This is a genomic window from Terrihabitans aquatilis (genome assembly GCF_052542005.1).
In genome coordinates this window covers 1048589-1066068 of record NZ_JBOCUO010000001.1, presented here as the reverse complement: position 1 = coordinate 1066068, position 17480 = coordinate 1048589, and the positions used below count along the sequence as shown (strand labels likewise).

The 17480-nt window shown below is 65.8% G+C and carries 21 protein-coding genes and 1 other RNA gene; 11 read left to right on the top strand and 11 right to left on the bottom strand.

The window, feature by feature from the left end; genetic code table 11:
- Positions 1-14 precede the first annotated feature (14 nt).
- From ACQ6S1_RS05495 to tkt, 10 genes are all read right to left on the bottom strand, one after another.
- Positions 15-809, bottom strand: a complete 795-nt coding sequence (locus tag ACQ6S1_RS05495) for an inositol monophosphatase family protein (protein ID WP_445040128.1) — start codon at positions 807-809, stop codon at positions 15-17.
- A gap of 48 nt (positions 810-857) precedes the next feature.
- On the bottom strand, positions 858-1886 hold the full coding sequence (locus ACQ6S1_RS05490) for a tetratricopeptide repeat protein (protein WP_445040127.1): 1029 nt from the start codon (positions 1884-1886) through the stop codon (positions 858-860).
- Positions 1883-2533, bottom strand: a complete 651-nt coding sequence (locus ACQ6S1_RS05485; RefSeq protein WP_445040126.1) for a thiamine phosphate synthase — start codon at positions 2531-2533, stop codon at positions 1883-1885. Before ACQ6S1_RS05485 ends, ACQ6S1_RS05490 begins: the two co-directional genes overlap by 4 nt.
- A gap of 107 nt (positions 2534-2640) precedes the next feature.
- On the bottom strand, positions 2641-3318 hold the full coding sequence (locus ACQ6S1_RS05480) for a L,D-transpeptidase (protein WP_445040125.1): 678 nt from the start codon (positions 3316-3318) through the stop codon (positions 2641-2643).
- A 45-nt stretch (positions 3319-3363) separates the two neighbouring features.
- Positions 3364-3711: a hypothetical protein gene (locus tag ACQ6S1_RS05475; protein WP_445040124.1), complete on the bottom strand. Its 348-nt coding sequence runs from the start codon at positions 3709-3711 to the stop codon at positions 3364-3366.
- 31 nt (positions 3712-3742) lie between these two features.
- The gene (gene fba, locus ACQ6S1_RS05470) at positions 3743-4807 is read right to left on the bottom strand and encodes a class II fructose-bisphosphate aldolase (protein WP_445040123.1); all 1065 of its coding nucleotides are present in this window, start codon (positions 4805-4807) and stop codon (positions 3743-3745) included.
- 33 nt (positions 4808-4840) lie between these two features.
- Complete coding sequence (locus ACQ6S1_RS05465; RefSeq protein WP_445040122.1) at positions 4841-6043, bottom strand: phosphoglycerate kinase; 1203 nt, start codon at positions 6041-6043, stop codon at positions 4841-4843.
- On the bottom strand, positions 6043-6603 hold the full coding sequence (locus tag ACQ6S1_RS05460) for a putative glycolipid-binding domain-containing protein (protein ID WP_445040121.1): 561 nt from the start codon (positions 6601-6603) through the stop codon (positions 6043-6045). The genes ACQ6S1_RS05465 and ACQ6S1_RS05460 overlap by 1 nt, the downstream gene beginning before the upstream one ends.
- A gap of 7 nt (positions 6604-6610) precedes the next feature.
- Entirely contained in the window at positions 6611-7630 is a 1020-nt protein-coding gene (gene gap, locus ACQ6S1_RS05455) for a type I glyceraldehyde-3-phosphate dehydrogenase (protein ID WP_445040120.1), read from the bottom strand.
- A 43-nt stretch (positions 7631-7673) separates the two neighbouring features.
- The gene (gene tkt / locus ACQ6S1_RS05450; protein WP_445040119.1) at positions 7674-9662 is read right to left on the bottom strand and encodes a transketolase; all 1989 of its coding nucleotides are present in this window, start codon (positions 9660-9662) and stop codon (positions 7674-7676) included.
- 303 nt (positions 9663-9965) lie between these two features.
- Here tkt and ACQ6S1_RS05445 point away from each other — a divergent pair, with 303 nt between their 5' ends.
- The 11 genes from ACQ6S1_RS05445 (at position 9966) to ybgC (ending at position 16936) form a co-directional block, all read left to right on the top strand.
- A complete protein-coding gene (locus tag ACQ6S1_RS05445; protein ID WP_445040274.1) occupies positions 9966-10244 on the top strand; it encodes a DUF4164 family protein in 279 nt (92 codons plus the stop codon).
- 3 nt (positions 10245-10247) lie between these two features.
- Positions 10248-10655 (top strand): cell division protein ZapA, encoded by a 408-nt coding sequence (locus tag ACQ6S1_RS05440; protein WP_445040118.1) that lies wholly within the window; start codon positions 10248-10250, stop codon positions 10653-10655.
- A gap of 4 nt (positions 10656-10659) precedes the next feature.
- Positions 10660-10815, top strand: a non-coding RNA gene (gene ssrS, locus ACQ6S1_RS05435) — 6S RNA.
- A gap of 23 nt (positions 10816-10838) precedes the next feature.
- On the top strand, positions 10839-11456 hold the full coding sequence (locus ACQ6S1_RS05430; RefSeq protein ID WP_445040273.1) for a 5-formyltetrahydrofolate cyclo-ligase: 618 nt from the start codon (positions 10839-10841) through the stop codon (positions 11454-11456).
- Positions 11457-11458: 2 nt separating this feature from the next.
- A complete protein-coding gene (locus tag ACQ6S1_RS05425) occupies positions 11459-12277 on the top strand; it encodes a TIGR00282 family metallophosphoesterase (protein ID WP_445040117.1) in 819 nt (272 codons plus the stop codon).
- Positions 12278-12358: 81 nt separating this feature from the next.
- Positions 12359-13108 carry a YebC/PmpR family DNA-binding transcriptional regulator gene (locus ACQ6S1_RS05420; RefSeq protein WP_445040116.1) on the top strand — a complete coding sequence of 250 codons (750 nt, stop codon included), beginning with the start codon at positions 12359-12361 and terminating at the stop codon, positions 13106-13108.
- Between the two features lie 70 nt (positions 13109-13178).
- Positions 13179-14372, top strand: coding sequence for a glycosyltransferase family 87 protein (locus ACQ6S1_RS05415; RefSeq protein WP_445040115.1), 1194 nt, complete (start codon positions 13179-13181; stop codon positions 14370-14372).
- A gap of 8 nt (positions 14373-14380) precedes the next feature.
- A complete protein-coding gene (ruvC, locus tag ACQ6S1_RS05410; protein WP_445040114.1) occupies positions 14381-14893 on the top strand; it encodes a crossover junction endodeoxyribonuclease RuvC in 513 nt (170 codons plus the stop codon).
- Entirely contained in the window at positions 14890-15507 is a 618-nt protein-coding gene (ruvA, locus tag ACQ6S1_RS05405) for a Holliday junction branch migration protein RuvA (protein ID WP_445040113.1), read from the top strand. Before ruvC ends, ruvA begins: the two co-directional genes overlap by 4 nt.
- Positions 15504-16538, top strand: coding sequence for a Holliday junction branch migration DNA helicase RuvB (ruvB, locus tag ACQ6S1_RS05400; RefSeq protein WP_445040112.1), 1035 nt, complete (start codon positions 15504-15506; stop codon positions 16536-16538). The genes ruvA and ruvB overlap by 4 nt, the downstream gene beginning before the upstream one ends.
- A complete protein-coding gene (gene ybgC, locus ACQ6S1_RS05395; protein ID WP_445040111.1) occupies positions 16535-16936 on the top strand; it encodes a tol-pal system-associated acyl-CoA thioesterase in 402 nt (133 codons plus the stop codon). Before ruvB ends, ybgC begins: the two co-directional genes overlap by 4 nt.
- Here ybgC and ACQ6S1_RS05390 read toward each other — a convergent pair.
- Positions 16933-17460, bottom strand: coding sequence for a hypothetical protein (locus ACQ6S1_RS05390; protein ID WP_445040110.1), 528 nt, complete (start codon positions 17458-17460; stop codon positions 16933-16935). The two genes, ybgC and ACQ6S1_RS05390, sit on opposite strands and share 4 nt — an antisense overlap.
- Positions 17461-17480: the final 20 nt, after the last annotated feature.

Here is a 17480-nt window from a genome sequence, read left to right as displayed (position 1 = left end):
TCTGGCCGCAGCTTTCAGGCGGCGGCGCTCTTCAGCGTGTCGATCAGCCAGCGATGTATGGTCTCGTTGCCGCAGGCGAGATGTCCCTTGTTGAGGATGTCGTCGCGGCCATCGAGGTCGGAGGCGTAACCGCCGGCTTCGCGCAGCAGCAGAAGGCCGGCTGCCACGTCCCACGCCTTCAGATCGCGTTCCCAATAACCGTCGAGACGCCCCGCCGCGACCCAGGCGAGATCGAGCGAGGCCGCGCCCGCGCGGCGGATGCCACACACGCGTGCCTGCACCGCGCGCAATTCACGGCCGAACAATTCGTGATCGCCCTTGCCGCGATGCGGCACGCCTGTCGCGACGATGCAATCCTCGACCTTCTTGCGGCCCGACACGCGCAGCCGGCGATCGTTGAGGAATGCGCCGGCGCCGCGCTCGGCGGTGAACATCTCGTCGGCGATGGGATTGTAGACGACCGCCGCGACCAGCGATCCATGCCGCTCCAGCGCCACCGAGATCGCGAAATGCGGAATGCCGTGCAGGAAATTCGTGGTGCCGTCGATTGGATCGATGATGAAACGCTGCGCTGGGTCACGCCCCTCGACCGCGCCGCCTTCCTCCAGCAGGAAGCCGACATCCGGCCGCGCGCGCGACAATTCCTGCCGCAGCAGATCCTCGGCGCGCTTGTCGGCGATGCTGACGAAATCGGATGGCCCCTTGATCGAGACCTGCAATTGCTCGACCTCGCCGAAATCGCGCCGCATGCCGCGTCCGGCCTTCGAGACGGCCTGGACCATGACATTCATCAGCGGGGAACGGGGCATGACTGACCCTTCGGGCAGAGGTTGGCGAATTACGCGGGGAGGGGGTTTCTACTGCCTGCCCGCCGCCGGTGCGTCAAGGCCTGCTTTCGCGGTGCGGGCACTCTGTCCGCGCAGGGCAGCCTCCTGCTCGCGCACCTTGCCGAGTTCCTCCTCCGTCATCCCGCCCAGCAGATCGTCGAGATAGGGGTCGAAGGCACCGCGCGATCTGGCGATCTGGTACCACGCGCCGGCGCGGATGCGGTCCACCTCCACGCCGCGGCCCGCCGCATAGATGCGGCCGACCCGGGTCTGGGCGATGACGTTGCCGTCGAGCGCGGCGCGCAGGAACATCAGCGCGGCCCGCTCCTCGTCCTTCGCGATGCCGTCGCCGTTGAAGACGGCGATGGCATATTCCACCGCCGCATCCGGATGACCTTGCGCGGCGGCCTGACCGAGGAAGCGCGCGCCGGCGGCCCTGTCCTGCGCCACGCCGCGGCCTTCGCGCAGCAAGGTGGCATAGGCGTATTGCGCATCCGCATTGCCGGCCTCGGCCGCCTGCCGGAAACTCGCAGCCGCGCGGGCGAGATCGTAGGGGCGGGAGCGACCCTGCAGATAGAGCAGGCCGACATTGTAGCGCGCCACGGGATCGCCCTTGGCGGCGGCCTTCTCGAACAGATCGGCCGCGCCGTCGCGGTCCTGCCGCGTGCCGTCGCCTTCCAGTTTCAGCAAAGCGAGGGCGACCATCGCGTTGGAATCGCCGCGCTCGGCGCCCTTGCCATACCATTCGGCAGCCTTGGCCGTGTCCTTCTTCGTGCCGAGGCCGTTTTCGTGGAGCATGCCGATCAGCGTCATCGCCGGCGCAGCGTCGCGATCCTCGCGCACGCGCTTCTCGGCTTCCTGCATGGCGGTGACATAGGCCCCACGCTGATAGGCGGCGAAGGCGGCGTCGCCCGTCGTCGGTGTCGAAGCCTGGCCGGGTGCGGGGATGGGGAGCGTGGGCATGTCCTCTGCCGGAATGGGCGGAAGCGCGGGATGCTGGGCCAGTGCGGGGGCGGCCAGCAGCGGCAGCAAAAGAAGAGCGGCAAAAACGGGCTTCATGCCAGCGATCCGGATTCCACCACGGCCTTCTGCGCCGCGCGGATGGCGGAAGCCGGGCCATCCGGGTCCTCCCAGACGAAACGGCCAAGCGCCACGAATTCCGCGCCCGAGGCGGCGATGGGGCCGACCGAAGCCAGCTCCTCCGCCTGGCCCACGCAGGGCACGACGAAGATGTCGGCCCACCATTCGAGCCGCTCCACCAGCGCATCGAGCGGCGGCACCTCGCCGCCCTTGCCTGGATCGCCGAACAGAACGTAATCCGCGCCGGCCTCGCCGACGCTCATGGCGGCGTCGCGCGTGCGCAGGCCGCCGACGCCCACCATTTTCTGCGGCTGGAACCGCTCGGCCGCCTCGTGCGCCTGGTTTTCGCCCAGCGCGTGCACCCCATCGGCTCCGGATTTCCCGACGAGATCGGGCATGCCTTCGATCAGCACCGCCGCGCCGTGGTGCTGGCCCAGCTCGACCAGCGGCTTCAGGATCTTGAGAAGCGCCCGCTCATCGCCCTCGCGCTCGACGCGCAGCACAAGCGCGGAAATCTCCGCCGCCTCCAGCGCCAGACGCAAAGGCACCTCGAAGCTTTCGTTCGCCGCCAGCACGGGGCTGATCAGCATGAGGCGGGCAAGGTCGGGGGCGGGATTGTGCAGCATGATCGCGTCTTAGCAGGGCGCGATGGCGAAATGTAGATGGGTGTTTTGGGGCCTTGCTGTTTGGCTGCGGCGGACTTGGTGCTCCGCCGCAGCCCTATCTGCGTTCTTCAGGCCTGCGCCGCTGTCGGCAACACGATCACGCGCGTGCCGAGCGGTGTGCGGCTATACAGGTCGATGATGTCCTGATTAACCAGACGGACGCACCCTGAGGAGACATTGCTGCCGATGGAGCGTGGCTCATTGGTGCCGTGCAGGCGGTAGAGCGTGTCGCGACCGTTCTGGAAAAGGTAGAGCGCTCGGGCACCGAGCGGGTTTTCCAGGCCGGCCGCCATCCCGTGCCGGTAGGGTTCCAGTTCCGGCTGGCGCTTGATCATCTCGGCAGGCGGCGTCCACCGCGGCCATTCGCGCTTCATCTGGATGAGAGCTGCACCGCTCCAGCCGAACCCCTCGCGCCCGACGCCGACGCCATAGCGCAGTGCCATACCGCCATCCTGCACGAGGTAGAGGTATTTCGCACCTGGATCGACCACGATGGTGCCAGGCGGCTCATTGGTCGCATAGACGACCTGCTTGCGCAGATAATCGGGCTTGATGGCTCCGATTGGCACACCTGGTATCGGAAAAGGCTCGTCTGGGAGAGGGCCGTAGAGTTCGGCGAACTCGGGAGGAAGGGATACTTGGGGCTTCGGCGCAGAGGCCGTGGTTTGCTGACAGGCCGCAAGCGAACCGGCAAGGCCGGCAAGGAACAGGCGGCGCGTGAATGCGCGCCCAGAGATGCTGGTCATGATGTGTGAAGCTCCGAGATGATGATCGACTGACGTAAGAGGACGTCAGGCTGTTCTCGGAGGACGGAAGGGCGTGCCGGCGGTGCGCGCGGGAAGGGCGGTTTCGTCTTTGAAACGCAGGCGGATAGGGGTTTCCGCCTGCACTGGGCAGCGCAGGGGCTGCGTTTCGGCAAGGCCCGGTTTGGTTATGGAGGCGAAGTGGCACGCCGCGCCCCAGGTGTCGGGAGCAGGATCGCCGTTCTGCAGGGCGATCATCACGCCGTCGACATGATTGCCGGTCACGAGGCCACGCTCCAGACCGACGACCGAATTGATCGACAGAAGCAACAGGAGGCAGGCGGACGCGATAAGCCCCCGCCAGCCGAAACGTCCTGAAACTTTGCCGCCGTTCATGCCGGCATCCTAGCTTATCGTAACTCGCGCGTCAGCTGAACTTCGGGTCCAGCTCGCAGGAGGCGTAGCGCTTGGCCATGTCGCCGAGCGGGATGACCTTGATCTTCGAGGCCTGGCCGGCGGTGCCGAATTCTTCCAGGCGCTGCGAGACGAGCTTGGCCATGGCATCGCCGGCCGGGCCGAGATATTTGCGCGGGTCGAACTCCGACGGGTTCTCGGCGAACACCTTGCGGATGGCGCCGGTGATGGCCATGCGGTTGTCGGTGTCGATGTTGACCTTGCGCACGCCGTGTTTGATGCCGCGCTGGATCTCTTCCACGGGCACGCCCCAGGTCGGCTTCATTTCGCCGCCGTAGCGGTTGATGATCTCCTGCAGATCCTCCGGCACCGAGGACGAGCCGTGCATCACGAGATGCACGTTCGGCAGGCGGCGGTGAATCTCCTCGATCACGTTCATGGCGAGCACGTCGCCGTCCGGCTTGCGGGTGAATTTGTAGGCGCCGTGGGAGGTGCCCATGGCGACGGCCAGCGCATCGACCTTGGTGTCCTTGACGAACTGCACCGCCTGCTCGGGGTCGGTGAGGAGTTGGTCGTGGCTGAGTACACCCTCGAAGCCGTGGCCGTCCTCCTTCTCGCCCTCGCCCGATTCCAGCGAGCCCAGCACGCCGATCTCGCCCTCGACGGAGCAGCCGGCCCAATGCGCCATGTCGGCGACGCGGCGGGTGATGCCGGCATTGTACTCGTAATCGGCCGGGGTCTTGCCGTCGGCCTCGAGCGAGCCGTCCATCATCACCGAGGTGAAGCCGTGCTGGATGGCGGTGGCGCAGGTGGCTTCATTGTTGCCGTGGTCGAGATGCATGCAGATCGGGATCTCGGGATAGATATCGACCAAGGCGTCGATCATCTTGGCCAGCATGATGTCATGCGCGTACTGGCGCGCGCCGCGCGAGGCCTGGATGATGACGGGCGCATCCAGCTTCTTGGCGGCCTTACCGATGGCCAGCGCCTGTTCCATGTTGTTGATGTTGAAGGCGGGAACGCCGTAGCCGTGCTCGGCCGCGTGGTCCAGAAGCTGCCTGAGCGTGATGCGAGCCATGTGGTGCGTATCCCTTTTGCGGTGTGAGACGTGTCAGTTCGCGGCGCGCAAGGCCTCGACGCCCGGAAGACTCTTGCCCTCCAGCCATTCGAGAAACGCGCCGCCGGCGGTGGAAATATAGGAGAAATCCTCGGCCACGCCGGCATGGTTGAGCGCGGCCACCGTGTCGCCGCCGCCCGCCACCGAGAGCAGTTTGCCGGCCTTCGTCAGCTCGGCGGCCTTGCGGGCCACCGCGACGGTCGCGGCGTCGAACGGCTCCATCTCGAAGGCTCCGAACGGGCCGTTCCAGACGAGCGTCTTGGCGGTTTCGAGAAGGGCGGAGACTTCCTCCACGCTCTTCGGGCCGGCGTCGAGGATCATTTCGTCTGCCGTGACCTCGTCCACGCCGACCGTCCGGTTGGCGGCATGGGCGCGGAATTCCTTCGCCGCGACGACATCGACCGGCAGCACGATGCGGCAGCCAGCGCTTTCGGCTGTGGCGATGATGTCCTTCGCCGTCTCCAGCAGATCGTGCTCGCACAGCGACTTGCCGACATCGTGGCCCTGAGCCGCCAGGAAGGTGTTGGCCATGCCGCCGCCGATGATGAGCAGGTCCACCTTGCCGACGAGATTCGACAGGAGGTCGATCTTGGTCGAGACCTTGGCCCCGCCGACCACGGCCGCGACCGGGCGCTCCGGCTGCGAGAGGGCCTTCGACAGCGCTTCCAGTTCCTTCTGCATGGAACGGCCGGCATAGGCCGGCAGCTTGTGGGCGAGGCCGGTGGTGGAGGCGCCGTCGCGATGGGCCACGGAGAAGGCGTCGTTGACGTAGAGATCGCCCAACTTCGCGAGCTGGTCCACGAATTCGGTCTCGTTCTTTTCCTCACCCGCGTGGAAGCGGAGGTTTTCCAGCAGAAGCACATCGCCGTTGGCCAGGGAATTCACGGCGCTCTCGGCCTTCTCGCCCACGCAATCCTCGCAGAACGCGGCCTTCGAGCCCAGCGCCTCGATGAGTGCGGGCAGGACAGGTTTCAGGCTCTGGCTGTCGTCGCGCTTGCCCTTGGGTCGGCCGAAATGGGCCAGCAGCACGGCCTTGCCGCCACGCTCCACGATGTCGCGGATCGTCGGCAGCGAAGCCTGGATGCGGGTGGCGTCGGTGACGCGGCCGTTTTCCATCGGGAGATTGTAGTCGACGCGAACGAGAACGCGCTTGCCGGAGAGGTCGCCAGCATCGTCGAGGGTGCGGAATTCGGCCATCACAATATCCGGGAGAAGAGGGTGGGATAATCGGTGACGAGGCCATCCCCATCTACCGCAAGCTCGGCGGAGAAGGAGCGGTCGGCGGCCTCGTAGAGAAAACGCTTGCCGGGTTCGAGGCAGGTGTAGATTTGCGCATCGACGACGGGCACGAAGCTGTCGAACGGGATGTAGACCATCCGCATCTCGGCGCGCTCGCCGGCCGCCCAATCGCGCCGCCGGATGGGCAGCGTGTTGGTGAACGGCGTGCCGGCCAGATCGACGTCCACACAGCCGTCGAGATGGGCGAGATGTTCGCCAACGCCGTTCGACCAATGCCCCGCGCCGTCGGAGAGCAGGTGCAGGCCCTGGCCGCCGGCGGTGCCGATGGCCACTTCCTTCACGTGCCAGTCGGCATCGCAATCCACACGGTAGAACACGCCGTAGGGCGTGCCCCCGCGATCACCGATGACAGTGCCGCGGGCGACGATCGTGCCGCCCTGCGCTGTGATGGTGACGTGATCGAGCCCTGCGCCATCCAGGCTGCGCCAGCGTGCCGTCAGGGGGCGGGCGGCGAGCAAGGCCGCCTCAGAGGAACTTGCCCATGGCGACCGCGGTGTCGGCCATGCGGTTCGAGAAGCCCCATTCGTTGTCGTACCAGGAGAGCACGCGCACGAACGTGCCTTCCATGACCTTGGTCTGGTCGAGGGCGAAGGACGACGAGGCCGGGTTGTGGTTGAAGTCCGAGGAGACGAGCTTGTCGTCCACCACGTCGAGCACACCCTTCAGCTGCTGCGAGGCGGCGCGCTGGATGGCTTCGTTGACTTCCGCGACATTGGTCTCGCGCTTGGCGACGAACTTGAAGTCGATGACGGAGACGTTCGGCGTCGGCACGCGGATCGAGGTGCCGTCCAGCTTGCCCTTCAGCTCCGGCAGCACGACGCCGACGGCCTTGGCCGCGCCGGTCGAGGTCGGGATCATGCTGAGAGCCGCCGCGCGGGCGCGGTAGAGGTCCTTGTGCATGGTGTCGAGCGTCGGCTGGTCGCCCGTGTAGGAATGGATCGTCGTCATGAAGCCCTTCTCGATGCCAATGGCGTCGTTCAGGACCTTGGCGACGGGGGCCAGGCAATTCGTGGTGCAGGAGGCATTCGAGACGATGACGTCGTCCGCGGTCAGGCTGTCGTGGTTGACGCCGTAGACGATGGTCTTTTCGCCCTTCGGGCTGTCGGCCAGGGGTGCCGAGATCAGCACGCGCTTCGCGCCGGCATCGATATGGGCCTGCGCCTTGGTCGGCGAGGTGAAGATGCCCGTGCACTCCATGACGATATCGACGTCGAGCTCCTTGTGCGGCAGCTCGGCGGGGTTCTTCACGGCGGTGACCTTGATGTCGCCGTGGCCGGCGACGCTGATGACGTCTCCGGTGACCGTGACTTCGGCCGGGAACTTGCCGTGGATCGAATCGTAGCGCAGCAGGTGAGCATTGGTTTCGACCGGGCCGAGATCGTTGATGGCGACGATCTTGATGTCGTCACGTCCGGACTCGACGATGGCCCTGAGGACGAGGCGGCCGATGCGCCCGAAACCGTTGATCGCAACCCGAACCGCCATATCCCGTCTCTCCTGCTGTCTTGTCAAAATAGAGTGGGCCGCTTTACCGGCCCAGACGCTTGCGCGCCACCGCCACCACCGCCTCGGCGGTGATGCCGAAATGCTCGTAGACCTCGGCCGCCGGACCACTTGCGCCGAAGCCCGTCATGCCCACGAACGCTCCGTCGGAGCCGATGATGGAATCCCAGCCCAGGCGGAGTGCGGCCTCGACGCCGATCTTCACAGGGGCCGTGCCGATCACCTCAGCACGATAATCTGCCGATTGCTCGTGGAACAGCTCCATGCACGGTACGGAAACAACGCGCACGGGAATGCCCTGGCCCGCGAGCTGCTCGGCCGCCTCGACCGCGAGCGAAACTTCGGAGCCCGAGGCGAAGATCGAGACCAAAGCCTCTCCGTCTGCGGAACGCAGCTCGTATGCTCCGCGCGCGGTGGTGTTGCGTTCTTCCGGATCGAGGCGCAGCTGCGGCAGGTTCTGCCGGGTCAGGGCCAGCACGCTCGGTCGCCGGTCGTGGCGCAGCGCTAGTTCCCACGCTTCCGCGGTCTCGATCGTGTCGCAGGGGCGGAAGACGAGCAGCTTCGGAATGGCGCGCAGCGCCGCCAGATGCTCGACCGGCTGATGGGTGGGGCCGTCTTCGCCCACGCCGATGGAATCGTGCGTGAACACGAAAATGGAGCGAATGCCGGCCAGAGCCGCAATGCGAATCGAGGGGCGGCAATAATCGGAGAACACCAGGAATGTGCCGGAGGCGGGGATGACGCCGCCATGCAGAGCCATGCCGTTCATGGCCGAAGCCATTCCGTGCTCGCGAATGCCCCAGTGGACGTAGCGCCCCGCGTAATCGCCCGGCGCGATCTCGCCGAACGCCTTGACCTTGGTGTTGTTGGACGGCGTCAGATCGGCGGAGCCGGAGATCAGTTCCGGCAATGCGTCGGCGATCGCGTCCAGCACGAGCTCGGAGGATTTGCGGGTGGCAACCTCCTTCGGCTCGTGGAACAGCTTGTCCTTGAGCTTCGAGAACGCACCGGCAAGTTCGGCCGGCAGCTCGCCCTTGATGCGGCGTTCGAATTCGGCGCGCTTGCCGGTCTCAAGCGCCTTGAACCTCTTGTCCCATTCGCCGTGGGCGGTGCGGGATTTCAGGCCGGCGCAGCGCCAGGCATCCACGGTCTCGCTCGGAAGTTCGAAGGCCGGAAGGTCGATGCCGAGCGCCTTGCGCGTCGCGGCCACCGTGTCGGGGCCGAGCGGCGACCCATGGACGGCGGAGGTGCCCTCCTTGCCGGGAGCGCCGAAGCCGATCTTGGTGCGGCAGGCGATCATGGTGGGCTTGTCGCTCTGCTTGGCCTGCTCGATGGCGGAGGCGATGGCGTCGGGATCGTGGCCGTCCACCTGCAGCGTGTTCCAGTTGGCCGCCTTGAAGCGGGCGATCTGGTCGGACGAATCCGACAGCGAGGTGGCGCCGTCGATCGAGATGCGGTTGTCATCCCAGAAGACGATCAGCTTGTTGAGCTTCAGATGGCCGGCAATGCCGATGCTCTCATGGCTGATGCCCTCCATGAGGTCGCCGTCAGAGGCCAGCACATAGGTGTAATGATCGACGATCTCCGAGCCGAACTGCGCGGCCAGATGACGTTCCGCCAGAGCAAAGCCCACCGCGTTGCCGAGGCCCTGGCCCAGAGGGCCGGTCGTGGTCTCGACGCCAAGCGTCATGAAGTTTTCGGGGTGGCCCGGCGTGCGCGATTCGAGCTGGCGGAACTTCTTGATGTCCTCGATGCCGATCGAATCGTAGCCCACGAGATAGAGCAGGCCATAGATCAGCATGGAGCCGTGGCCGGCCGACAGGATGAAGCGGTCGCGGTCGGGCCAGTGCGGATCGGTGGGATCGAATTTCAGAAAGTGGGTGAACAGCACCGTGGCGATGTCGGCCGCGCCCATCGGCAGGCCGGGATGGCCGGATTTTGCGGCCTCGACCGCGTCCATTGCCAGCACGCGGAGCGCATTGGCCATCTGGTCGTGCTTTTCGCGAGAAATCATGTCCCGTCCCGTTCTGCGGCTCAAGAAAATCGGGCTCCGGCGCAACCGAGACGTCCACGGACCCCGATCGGGCAGACGCCAGCGCCCTCTGTTCCGGCAAGGGGGACACTTAGCACTCCCAAGGGCGTAGTCAATTCGGGTTGCCCCTGAAAGGAGTGCCGGTGCGCTTTGCCGGGCCCTACGATCGTGGGCAAGTGTTGCAGGCGATTGACGCCTGTGAAAGGCGTCCGCAAAATCGCTGATTGCGGGAAGAGGTGCGACACCTTTTCCCGGCAAGCGACGGTGCCAGTGGAGTGCGTGCGTATGGAAGATGGGGCGCTCGGCGCTGCGCTGCGGCGGCTCGAACTGGCGACGGGGGCGATCGAGGCGGCATCCGCTTTGGTCGCAGACGTGCGCGAGCTGGCCCGCGACAAGGATCAGGAAGTGGCTCTCCTCGCCGAGGATCGTGCCCGTCTGGCCCAGGAGATGGACGAGATCCACGCCCGCGCCGACCGGCTGGAGACGAGCAATCGCGATGTGGCGCGGCGCCTCGACACGGCGATCGAGACGATCCGCGGCGTGCTGTCGGACGGAAAGGTCTGAGCCATGGCCGAAGTGCATGTGACGATCGCCGGCCGCAAATATCGCATGGCGTGCGATGACGGGCAGGAGGAGCACCTCCACGCGCTGAGCGCGGAGGTGGACGCCAAGATCGAACAGATGCGCGCAAGCTTCGGCGAGATCGGTGACATGCGCCTCACCGTGATGGCGAGCGTGGTTCTGGCCGACGAGCTTTCGGAAGCGCGCCAGCGCATCGAGGCGTTGAAGGCGGATGTTGCCGGCCTGCGCGGGGCCGATTCCGACGCGCTCGCCGCCATGAAGAACGACGAAGTGCGTGCGGCCGCTCGCATCGAAGGCATCGCCGCTCGCCTGGAAAGCGTGGCGGCCGAGCTCAACACCAAGATGGGCCTGTCACCGAAGGCTGGCGCTGGAGCCGCAGACGCCCTAGATTAGCGGCGCGGTGCTGCGGGGTGCGTTAGGAACAATGTATTCCCGGGCCTTATCGATCTCTACGGGAGCTGTCCCTGTCCTTGCCCCTGGGCTTGGGCACATGGCGCCCACCTACAATGGTAGGTTCCCGGGATCGAATATCCGACGGCTTTGTGGCTCCGCGCTTCTATTTGATGGTGCTTTCCTCTGACCCTCGATCCCGAATCCAGCAAGGCCCTGAAGGCGGAGCTTCGCAACCGCAACATCGCGGCGCGGCGCGCATTGCCGAAGGAAGATGCGCTGGCGGCTGCCGAGCGTGCCGCCGACCATGCAATGCATCTGATCGAACACGCCGAGGGCAAGGTGGTGGCGCTCTATTCGCCGGTACAGGGCGAGCTGAAGGTCGCGCCGCTGGCCGAACGCCTGCGCGCTGCCGGGGCGAAGCCCGCGCTCCCAAAGGTGGCCGACCCGGAAGTGCCCATGCATTTCAGGCTCTGGCTGGATCAGGACCCGCTCGAAAAGGGCTTCGGCAATATTCGTGAGCCCGATGTCGACGCGCCCGCCGCCGTGCCGGACGTGGTGATCGTGCCGCTCTCGGCCTTTGACCGGCGCGGCTTTCGCGTGGGCTATGGGCAGGGCCATTACGACCGCACGCTCGGCGCCCTGGCGCGCGAGGAACGCCCGCTGACCATCGGCTATGCCTTCGCGCTGCAGGAGGTGGACGAGGTGCCGCGTGAGTTGCACGACGTGCCGCTTGACGCCGTGGTCACGGAAAACGAGATCATCCGTATCACGCCGCGCGTGGGTGGAGTGGACGGGCTCTAGGCATGCGCATCCTCTTTCTCGGCGATCTCGTCGGCCGTTCAGGCCGCAATGCCGCCATCGCCGCCATTCCGCGCCTGCGCAGTCGCTGGAAACTCGACCTCATCGTCGTCAACGGCGAGAATTCGGCGGGAGGCTTCGGCATCAATGAATCGATCTATGACGAGCTGATCGAGGCCGGCGCGGATGCGGTGACGCTCGGCAACCACGCCTTCGACCAGCGCGAGACCCTTGTCTTCATCGAGCGCGCCGACCGCCTCATCCGCCCGGCGAACTTCCCGGCCGGCACGCCCGGACGCGGCGCGGCGCTGATCGACATCCATGACGGCCGCCGCGTGCTGGTGATGAATGTGATGGGCCGCATCTACATGGATGCGCTGGACGACCCGTTCGCCCGCGCCGATGCGGAATTGTCCGCCGCTCCGCTTGGGCAGGTGTGCGACGCCATCCTCATCGATTTCCACGCGGAGGCGACCAGCGAGAAAGAGGCGTTCGGCCATTTCGTCGACGGCCGCGCCAGCGTGGTGGTGGGAACGCACACCCATGTGCCGACGGCCGATCACCAGATACTGTCGGGCGGCACGGCCTACATGTCGGATGCCGGGATGTGCGGCGATTACGATTCCGTGCTTGGCATGGACAAGGAGGAGCCGGTGCGGCGCTTCCAGCGCAAGATCTCGCAGAGCCGATTCGAGCCGGCGGACGGAGAGGCGACAGTGTGCGGGCTTGCAGTGGAGACCGACGACCGCACGGGGCTCGCCGTGAAGATCTCGCCGGTGCGCATCGGGCCGCGGCTCGAGCCGGTGGAGCCGCGCTTCTGGTGAGACAGGCCTGCGCAAGGCTTGGCGTGGTGCGGACCTCTATTCTATAAACCGCGCGAAAAGCTTGCGCACAGGGACGCCTCGATGGCCGGACATTCACAGTTCAAGAACATCATGCACCGCAAGGGACGGCAGGACGCGCAGCGCTCCAAGCTGTTTTCCAAGCTGGCGCGCGAGATCACCGTGGCCGCCAAGATGGGCATGCCCGACCCCGCGATGAACCCGCGCCTTCGCCTCGCGGTACAGGCCGCCAAGGCGCAGTCCATGCCCAAGGACAACATCGACCGCGCCATCAAGAAGGCATCGGGCGGCGATGCCGAGAATTACGAGGAAGTGCGCTACGAGGGCTATGGCCCGGGCGGCGTCGCGGTCGTGGTCGAGGCCCTGACCGACAACCGCAACCGCACCGCTTCCGCCGTGCGTTCCTATTTCACCAAATCCGGTGGAGCGATGGGCGAAACGGGCTCGGTGGGCTTCATGTTCAACCGCGTGGGCGAGATCGTCTATCCGGCGAAGGTGGGCAGCGCCGACGCGGTCCTGGAAGCCGCCATCGAAGCCGGCGCCGAGGACGTGCAGTCGGACGAGGAGAACCACGTCATCACGTGCGGTTTCGAGGATCTGAACGAGGTTTCGAAGGCGCTGGAAACATCGCTTGGCGAAGCCAGCAGCGTGAAGGCCGTGTGGCGCCCCACCACCACCTCGGCGCTCGACGAGGACAAGGCGCAGAGCATGCTGAAGCTGGTCGATGCGCTGGAAGACGACGACGACGTGCAGAACGTCTATTCGAACTTCGAGGTCTCCGACGAGGTGATGGCGAAGCTGACCGCCGCGTAAACACTGCCCTTAAGAGTATGCTAGGGGTCGGTATGCAATTTATGCGGGATCTTCCTGAAGAACTCCCGCCATGCCGCTCCCTGTCATGCCGTTCGCGGCCTTCAACGCACTCTGCTGGGCAATTGTCTTCGTTTATTGGGCCACCGGTACCGGGAGGCTCGATTATATAAGCGAGCCGTTCGGCCGCGATTTCATCAATTACTGGACGGCCGGGGTCCTTGCGAATGCCGACCGGACGGCGGAAATTTTCGATCCCGCCCGGTTTCTCGCTGCGGAGCGCCAGCTTTACCATCCGGACATCGGGTTTCGCTTCTGGTCCTATCCGCCCACCATGCTTCTCTTCGTCTATCCCCTAGGATGGATGGGCTATTTTACGGCCTTTGCCGTTTGGATCATGGCGGGTTTCGGAGTTCTGATCGCGCCCTTAAGCGCACTCTTTCCGGACCGCCGTGCTTTCTGGCTGACGCTGCTGTGCCCGGCCATGGCGGTCAATGTGTTCGTCGGCCAGAACGGCGCGTTCACGGCGGCGCTTCTGCTCGGAGGCCTTCTGTGCCGGGAACGCCGGCCCATTCTCAGCGGGGTGCTGTTCGGCCTCCTGGTTATCAAGCCGCAGCTGGCTTTGATGATACCCATTCTGGTGATTGCCGAGCGACGTTGGACCACGATGGTTTCCGGCACGCTCACCGTTCTGATGCTGACGCTTCTGTCTTTTCTGGTGTTCGGCGTGGACGCCTGGGAGGGTTTCTTCCGGCAGACGCTTCCGATGCAGACCGCATTCATGAGCTCTGCCACCGGGTTTTTCCTCGCCATGATGCCGTCAGCCTTCGCGGCCGGTCGTCTGATGGGGCTGGGAGGTGAAGCGATCTGGCTTCAATTGCCGTTTTTCCTGTTTGCGTGCGTGGTGGTGTGGCGGGGCTGCGTCTCTCGACGCTCGCTCGATGAGAAGAGCTTACTGGTGATCCTCGGTACGTTCGTCGCGTCGCCGCAATCCTTCACGTACGACCTTATTCTCGTGCAGGCGGCCGCGCCTCTGCTGATCCTGCGGCATGGCTTGATCGTGTCCGGAAGCCTGCTTTGGTTTCTTCCCATCATGTGTCTGCCATTCGAGATTTATCGCATTCCGGTTGCGCCCCTGATCCTCGCTCTGGGCTTGTGGACCCTTTATCGAATTACGGCTGCCACAAACATCGAGCGCACGCGTCCTCAGACCGCGCCATTTTGCAGCCAGCCTTTACTGGACGTGAAGAGACCGATGCGAGATTAGTTCTCGTTATGGTCCCACATCCGATTCGCATTCTCGGCATCGATCCCGGCCTCCGCCGCACTGGCTGGGGCGTGATCGATTGCACCGGCAACCGCCTCAGCTATGTCGCCTGCGGCACGCTTCTGCCGGACGATTCCCTGCCGCTGGCCGGCCGGCTGGCTGCTCTGCACGAGGGGCTCGTCGATCTCATCCGCAGCCATGCGCCCGACGAGGCGGCGGTGGAGGAAACCTTCGTCAACAGCAATCCGATGTCGACGCTGAAGCTTGGCCAGGCGCGTGGCGTGGCCATGCTGGCTCCGGCACAGGCGGGCCTTCCTGTCGCGGAATATGCGCCGAACCTCATCAAGAAAAGCGTGGTGGGTGCGGGCCATGCCGACAAACGCCAGATCGCGGCGATGATCGCGGTGCTGCTGCCGAAGGCCGGCCCGGTGGGGGCCGACGCGGCCGACGCACTCGCGGTCGCCATCACCCACGCCCATCATCGCGCGCATTCGGCGCGGCTCGCCCAGGTGGCGCGATGATCGGCAAGCTGCGCGGCACACTCGATTCCACGGGAGACGATTGGCTCATCCTGGATGTCGGGGGGGTGGGCTATCTCGTCCATTGTTCGGTGCGCACCTTGTCGGCGTTGCCTGCGCGCGGCGAGGCGGCGGTGCTGTTTATCGAGACCTATGTGCGCGAGGACCAGATTCGCCTGTTCGGCTTCATGAGCGAAATCGAGCGGGACTGGTTCCGCCTGCTGCAGACGGTGCAGGGCGTCGGCGCGAAGGTGGCGCTGGCCATCCTCGGCGTGCTGAAGGCCCCCGATCTCGCCAACGCCATCGCGCTTCAGGACCGCGCGGCGGTGGCCCGGGCGCCGGGCGTGGGGCCCAAGGTGGCGGCCCGCATCGTGGCCGAGCTGAAGGACAAGGCACCCGCCTTTTCCGACGCCGACGTCGGGCTCATCCGCCTGCAGGACGATCTGGGCGAGAAGCGCGCGCCGGGCCCCGTGGCGGATGCGGTGTCGGCGCTCGTCAATCTCGGTTATCCGCAGGTGCAGGCATCCGGCGCCGTGGCTGCCGCGATGAAGAGTGCCGGTGAGGGTGCCGAGACCGCGACGCTCATCCGGCTCGGGCTGAAGGAATTGGCGAAGTGACCCGTCCGCTCGTCACCCCCGAACGTATTCCCGAGGACGAGGGCGATTCCTCCCTGCGGCCCCAGCGGCTGTCGGAGTTCATCGGGCAGAAGCAGGCGCGGGCGAACCTTTCCATCTTCATCGAGGCGGCGAAGGCGCGCGGCGAAGCCCTTGATCATGTTCTGTTTGCCGGGCCGCCCGGTCTCGGCAAGACCACGCTTGCGCAAATCATGTCGCGGGAACTCGGCGTGGGCTTCCGCGCCACGTCCGGACCGGTCATCGCCAAGGCCGGCGATCTGGCGGCGCTGCTGACCAATCTCGAAGAGCGCGACGTGCTCTTCATCGACGAAATTCACCGTCTGAATCCGGCGGTGGAGGAAATTCTTTATCCGGCGATGGAGGATTTCCAGCTCGATCTCATCATCGGCGAAGGCCCGGCGGCGCGTTCGGTGCGGATCGATCTCGCCAAGTTCACGCTGGTGGGGGCGACGACCCGCGCCGGTCTGCTGACCACGCCGCTGCGCGACCGCTTCGGCATCCCGGTGCGGCTTAATTTCTACACGGTGGAAGAGCTCGACCTCATCGTGACGCGGGGCGCGCGCGTGCTCGGCATCGCCATGACGCCCGATGGTGCGCGCGAAATCGCCCGCCGCGCGCGGGGCACGCCACGCATTGCCGGCCGTTTGCTGCGCCGCGTGCGTGATTTCGCCCATGTGGCCGGCTCCGACGCGGTGACGCGCGAGATCGCCGACCGGGCGTTGGGCCAGCTCGAGGTCGACGATGCCGGGCTCGATGCGCTCGACCGTCGCTATCTCTCCACCATCGCGCTGCATTATGGCGGCGGGCCTGTGGGCGTCGACACCGTGGCGGCAGCGCTGTCGGAGCCGCGCGATGCGATCGAAGAGATCATCGAGCCCTATCTGATCCAGCAGGGCTTCCTGCAGCGCACGCCGCGTGGCCGTGTGCTGACGGCGCATGCTTTCCGCCATCTCGGGCTCGCGGTGCCGAATTCGGGCAACCAGATGCCGCTGTTCGACGGAGGCGAGGAATGAGCGCGCCGCACATCCTGCCCATCCGCATCTATTGGGAAGACACCGATGCCGGCGGCATCGTCTACCACGCCAGCTATCTGCGCTTCATGGAGCGCGGACGCACGGAACTGCTGCGGGCGGCCGGGGTCGGGCAGAGCGAGCTGCAGGCGGAGAGCGGCATCACCTTCGTGGTGCGCCGCATGACTATCGATTTCCGTTCTCCGGCGCGGCTCGACGACATGATCGAGGTGCGCACGGCGGTGTCAGCCATCGGCGGTGCTTCGCTGACGCTCGATCAGAGCGTGGTGCGCGGTGCGGACGTTCTGGCAGCGGCGGAGGTATCCTGCGCCGTGCTTGGCCCGGCCGGTCGGCCGGTGCGCCTGCCGGGCGAGGTGAAAGCGCGGCTGACGGCCGACTAGGCGCCGGCGTCCTCCACGCCCGCATCGACCAGGCCGCTTGGCACCCGCTCGGCGCTCGTTCCACTCAGCGCGCGCTCGCGCCACCAATTCATAACGCGGCCGAGTTCATGTGCGCCGACGCCATAGGTCTCCGGCAGGACTTCGCGCGGCTTGGTCTTGGGCTCGTCCTTGAGGTGATAGCCAACGAGCTGGAACAGCCCGGCATTGCTGGAGGCGATGGGCGTGATCTCGTCCCAGCGGCGGCGGCGTGTGAAGAAGGCGAGACGGAACGAGAAGCCCTCGCGATCCAGCGAAAGCCCGCCCATTCCGGGGACGAGCTGTGATGCCGCGAAGGCCGCCATGGCGCCGAAGAGCACCACCAGGATCCACATGATGGACTGGTTCTGGGCGATGATGAGAGCCACATCGAGCGCGAGGATCAGCAGGCAGGCGACGAGCGTCAGTATCCAGCGCGGGCGCGAGGGCGGCAGGAACAAGGTGTCGGGATCGGAATCGGGAACGTTGTCCGGCAATTCGGTCGGCATGTTGATGTTTCCCCCTGATG

What these genes read in the sequence shown, in the direction of transcription:
- ACQ6S1_RS05495 (WP_445040128.1), bottom strand. Translation starts at nt 809, where the DNA reads ATGCCCCGTTCCCCGCTGATGAATGTCATGGTCCAGGCCGTCTCGAAG.
- gap (WP_445040120.1), bottom strand. Translation starts at nt 7,630, where the DNA reads ATGGCGGTTCGGGTTGCGATCAACGGTTTCGGGCGCATCGGCCGCCTC.
- ACQ6S1_RS05440 (WP_445040118.1), top strand. Translation starts at nt 10,248, where the DNA reads ATGGCCGAAGTGCATGTGACGATCGCCGGCCGCAAATATCGCATGGCG.
- ACQ6S1_RS05420 (WP_445040116.1), top strand. Translation starts at nt 12,359, where the DNA reads ATGGCCGGACATTCACAGTTCAAGAACATCATGCACCGCAAGGGACGG.
- tkt (WP_445040119.1), bottom strand. Translation starts at nt 9,662, where the DNA reads ATGATTTCTCGCGAAAAGCACGACCAGATGGCCAATGCGCTCCGCGTG.
- ACQ6S1_RS05465 (WP_445040122.1), bottom strand. Translation starts at nt 6,043, where the DNA reads ATGGCCGAATTCCGCACCCTCGACGATGCTGGCGACCTCTCCGGCAAG.
- ACQ6S1_RS05445 (WP_445040274.1), top strand. Translation starts at nt 9,966, where the DNA reads ATGGAAGATGGGGCGCTCGGCGCTGCGCTGCGGCGGCTCGAACTGGCG.
- ACQ6S1_RS05390 (WP_445040110.1), bottom strand. Translation starts at nt 17,460, where the DNA reads ATGCCGACCGAATTGCCGGACAACGTTCCCGATTCCGATCCCGACACC.
- fba (WP_445040123.1), bottom strand. Translation starts at nt 4,807, where the DNA reads ATGGCTCGCATCACGCTCAGGCAGCTTCTGGACCACGCGGCCGAGCAC.
- ACQ6S1_RS05475 (WP_445040124.1), bottom strand. Translation starts at nt 3,711, where the DNA reads ATGAACGGCGGCAAAGTTTCAGGACGTTTCGGCTGGCGGGGGCTTATC.
- ACQ6S1_RS05480 (WP_445040125.1), bottom strand. Translation starts at nt 3,318, where the DNA reads ATGACCAGCATCTCTGGGCGCGCATTCACGCGCCGCCTGTTCCTTGCC.
- ACQ6S1_RS05490 (WP_445040127.1), bottom strand. Translation starts at nt 1,886, where the DNA reads ATGAAGCCCGTTTTTGCCGCTCTTCTTTTGCTGCCGCTGCTGGCCGCC.
- ruvA (WP_445040113.1), top strand. Translation starts at nt 14,890, where the DNA reads ATGATCGGCAAGCTGCGCGGCACACTCGATTCCACGGGAGACGATTGG.
- ACQ6S1_RS05425 (WP_445040117.1), top strand. Translation starts at nt 11,459, where the DNA reads ATGCGCATCCTCTTTCTCGGCGATCTCGTCGGCCGTTCAGGCCGCAAT.
- ACQ6S1_RS05485 (WP_445040126.1), bottom strand. Translation starts at nt 2,533, where the DNA reads ATGCTGCACAATCCCGCCCCCGACCTTGCCCGCCTCATGCTGATCAGC.
- ybgC (WP_445040111.1), top strand. Translation starts at nt 16,535, where the DNA reads ATGAGCGCGCCGCACATCCTGCCCATCCGCATCTATTGGGAAGACACC.
- ACQ6S1_RS05415 (WP_445040115.1), top strand. Translation starts at nt 13,179, where the DNA reads ATGCCGCTCCCTGTCATGCCGTTCGCGGCCTTCAACGCACTCTGCTGG.
- ruvC (WP_445040114.1), top strand. Translation starts at nt 14,381, where the DNA reads ATGGTCCCACATCCGATTCGCATTCTCGGCATCGATCCCGGCCTCCGC.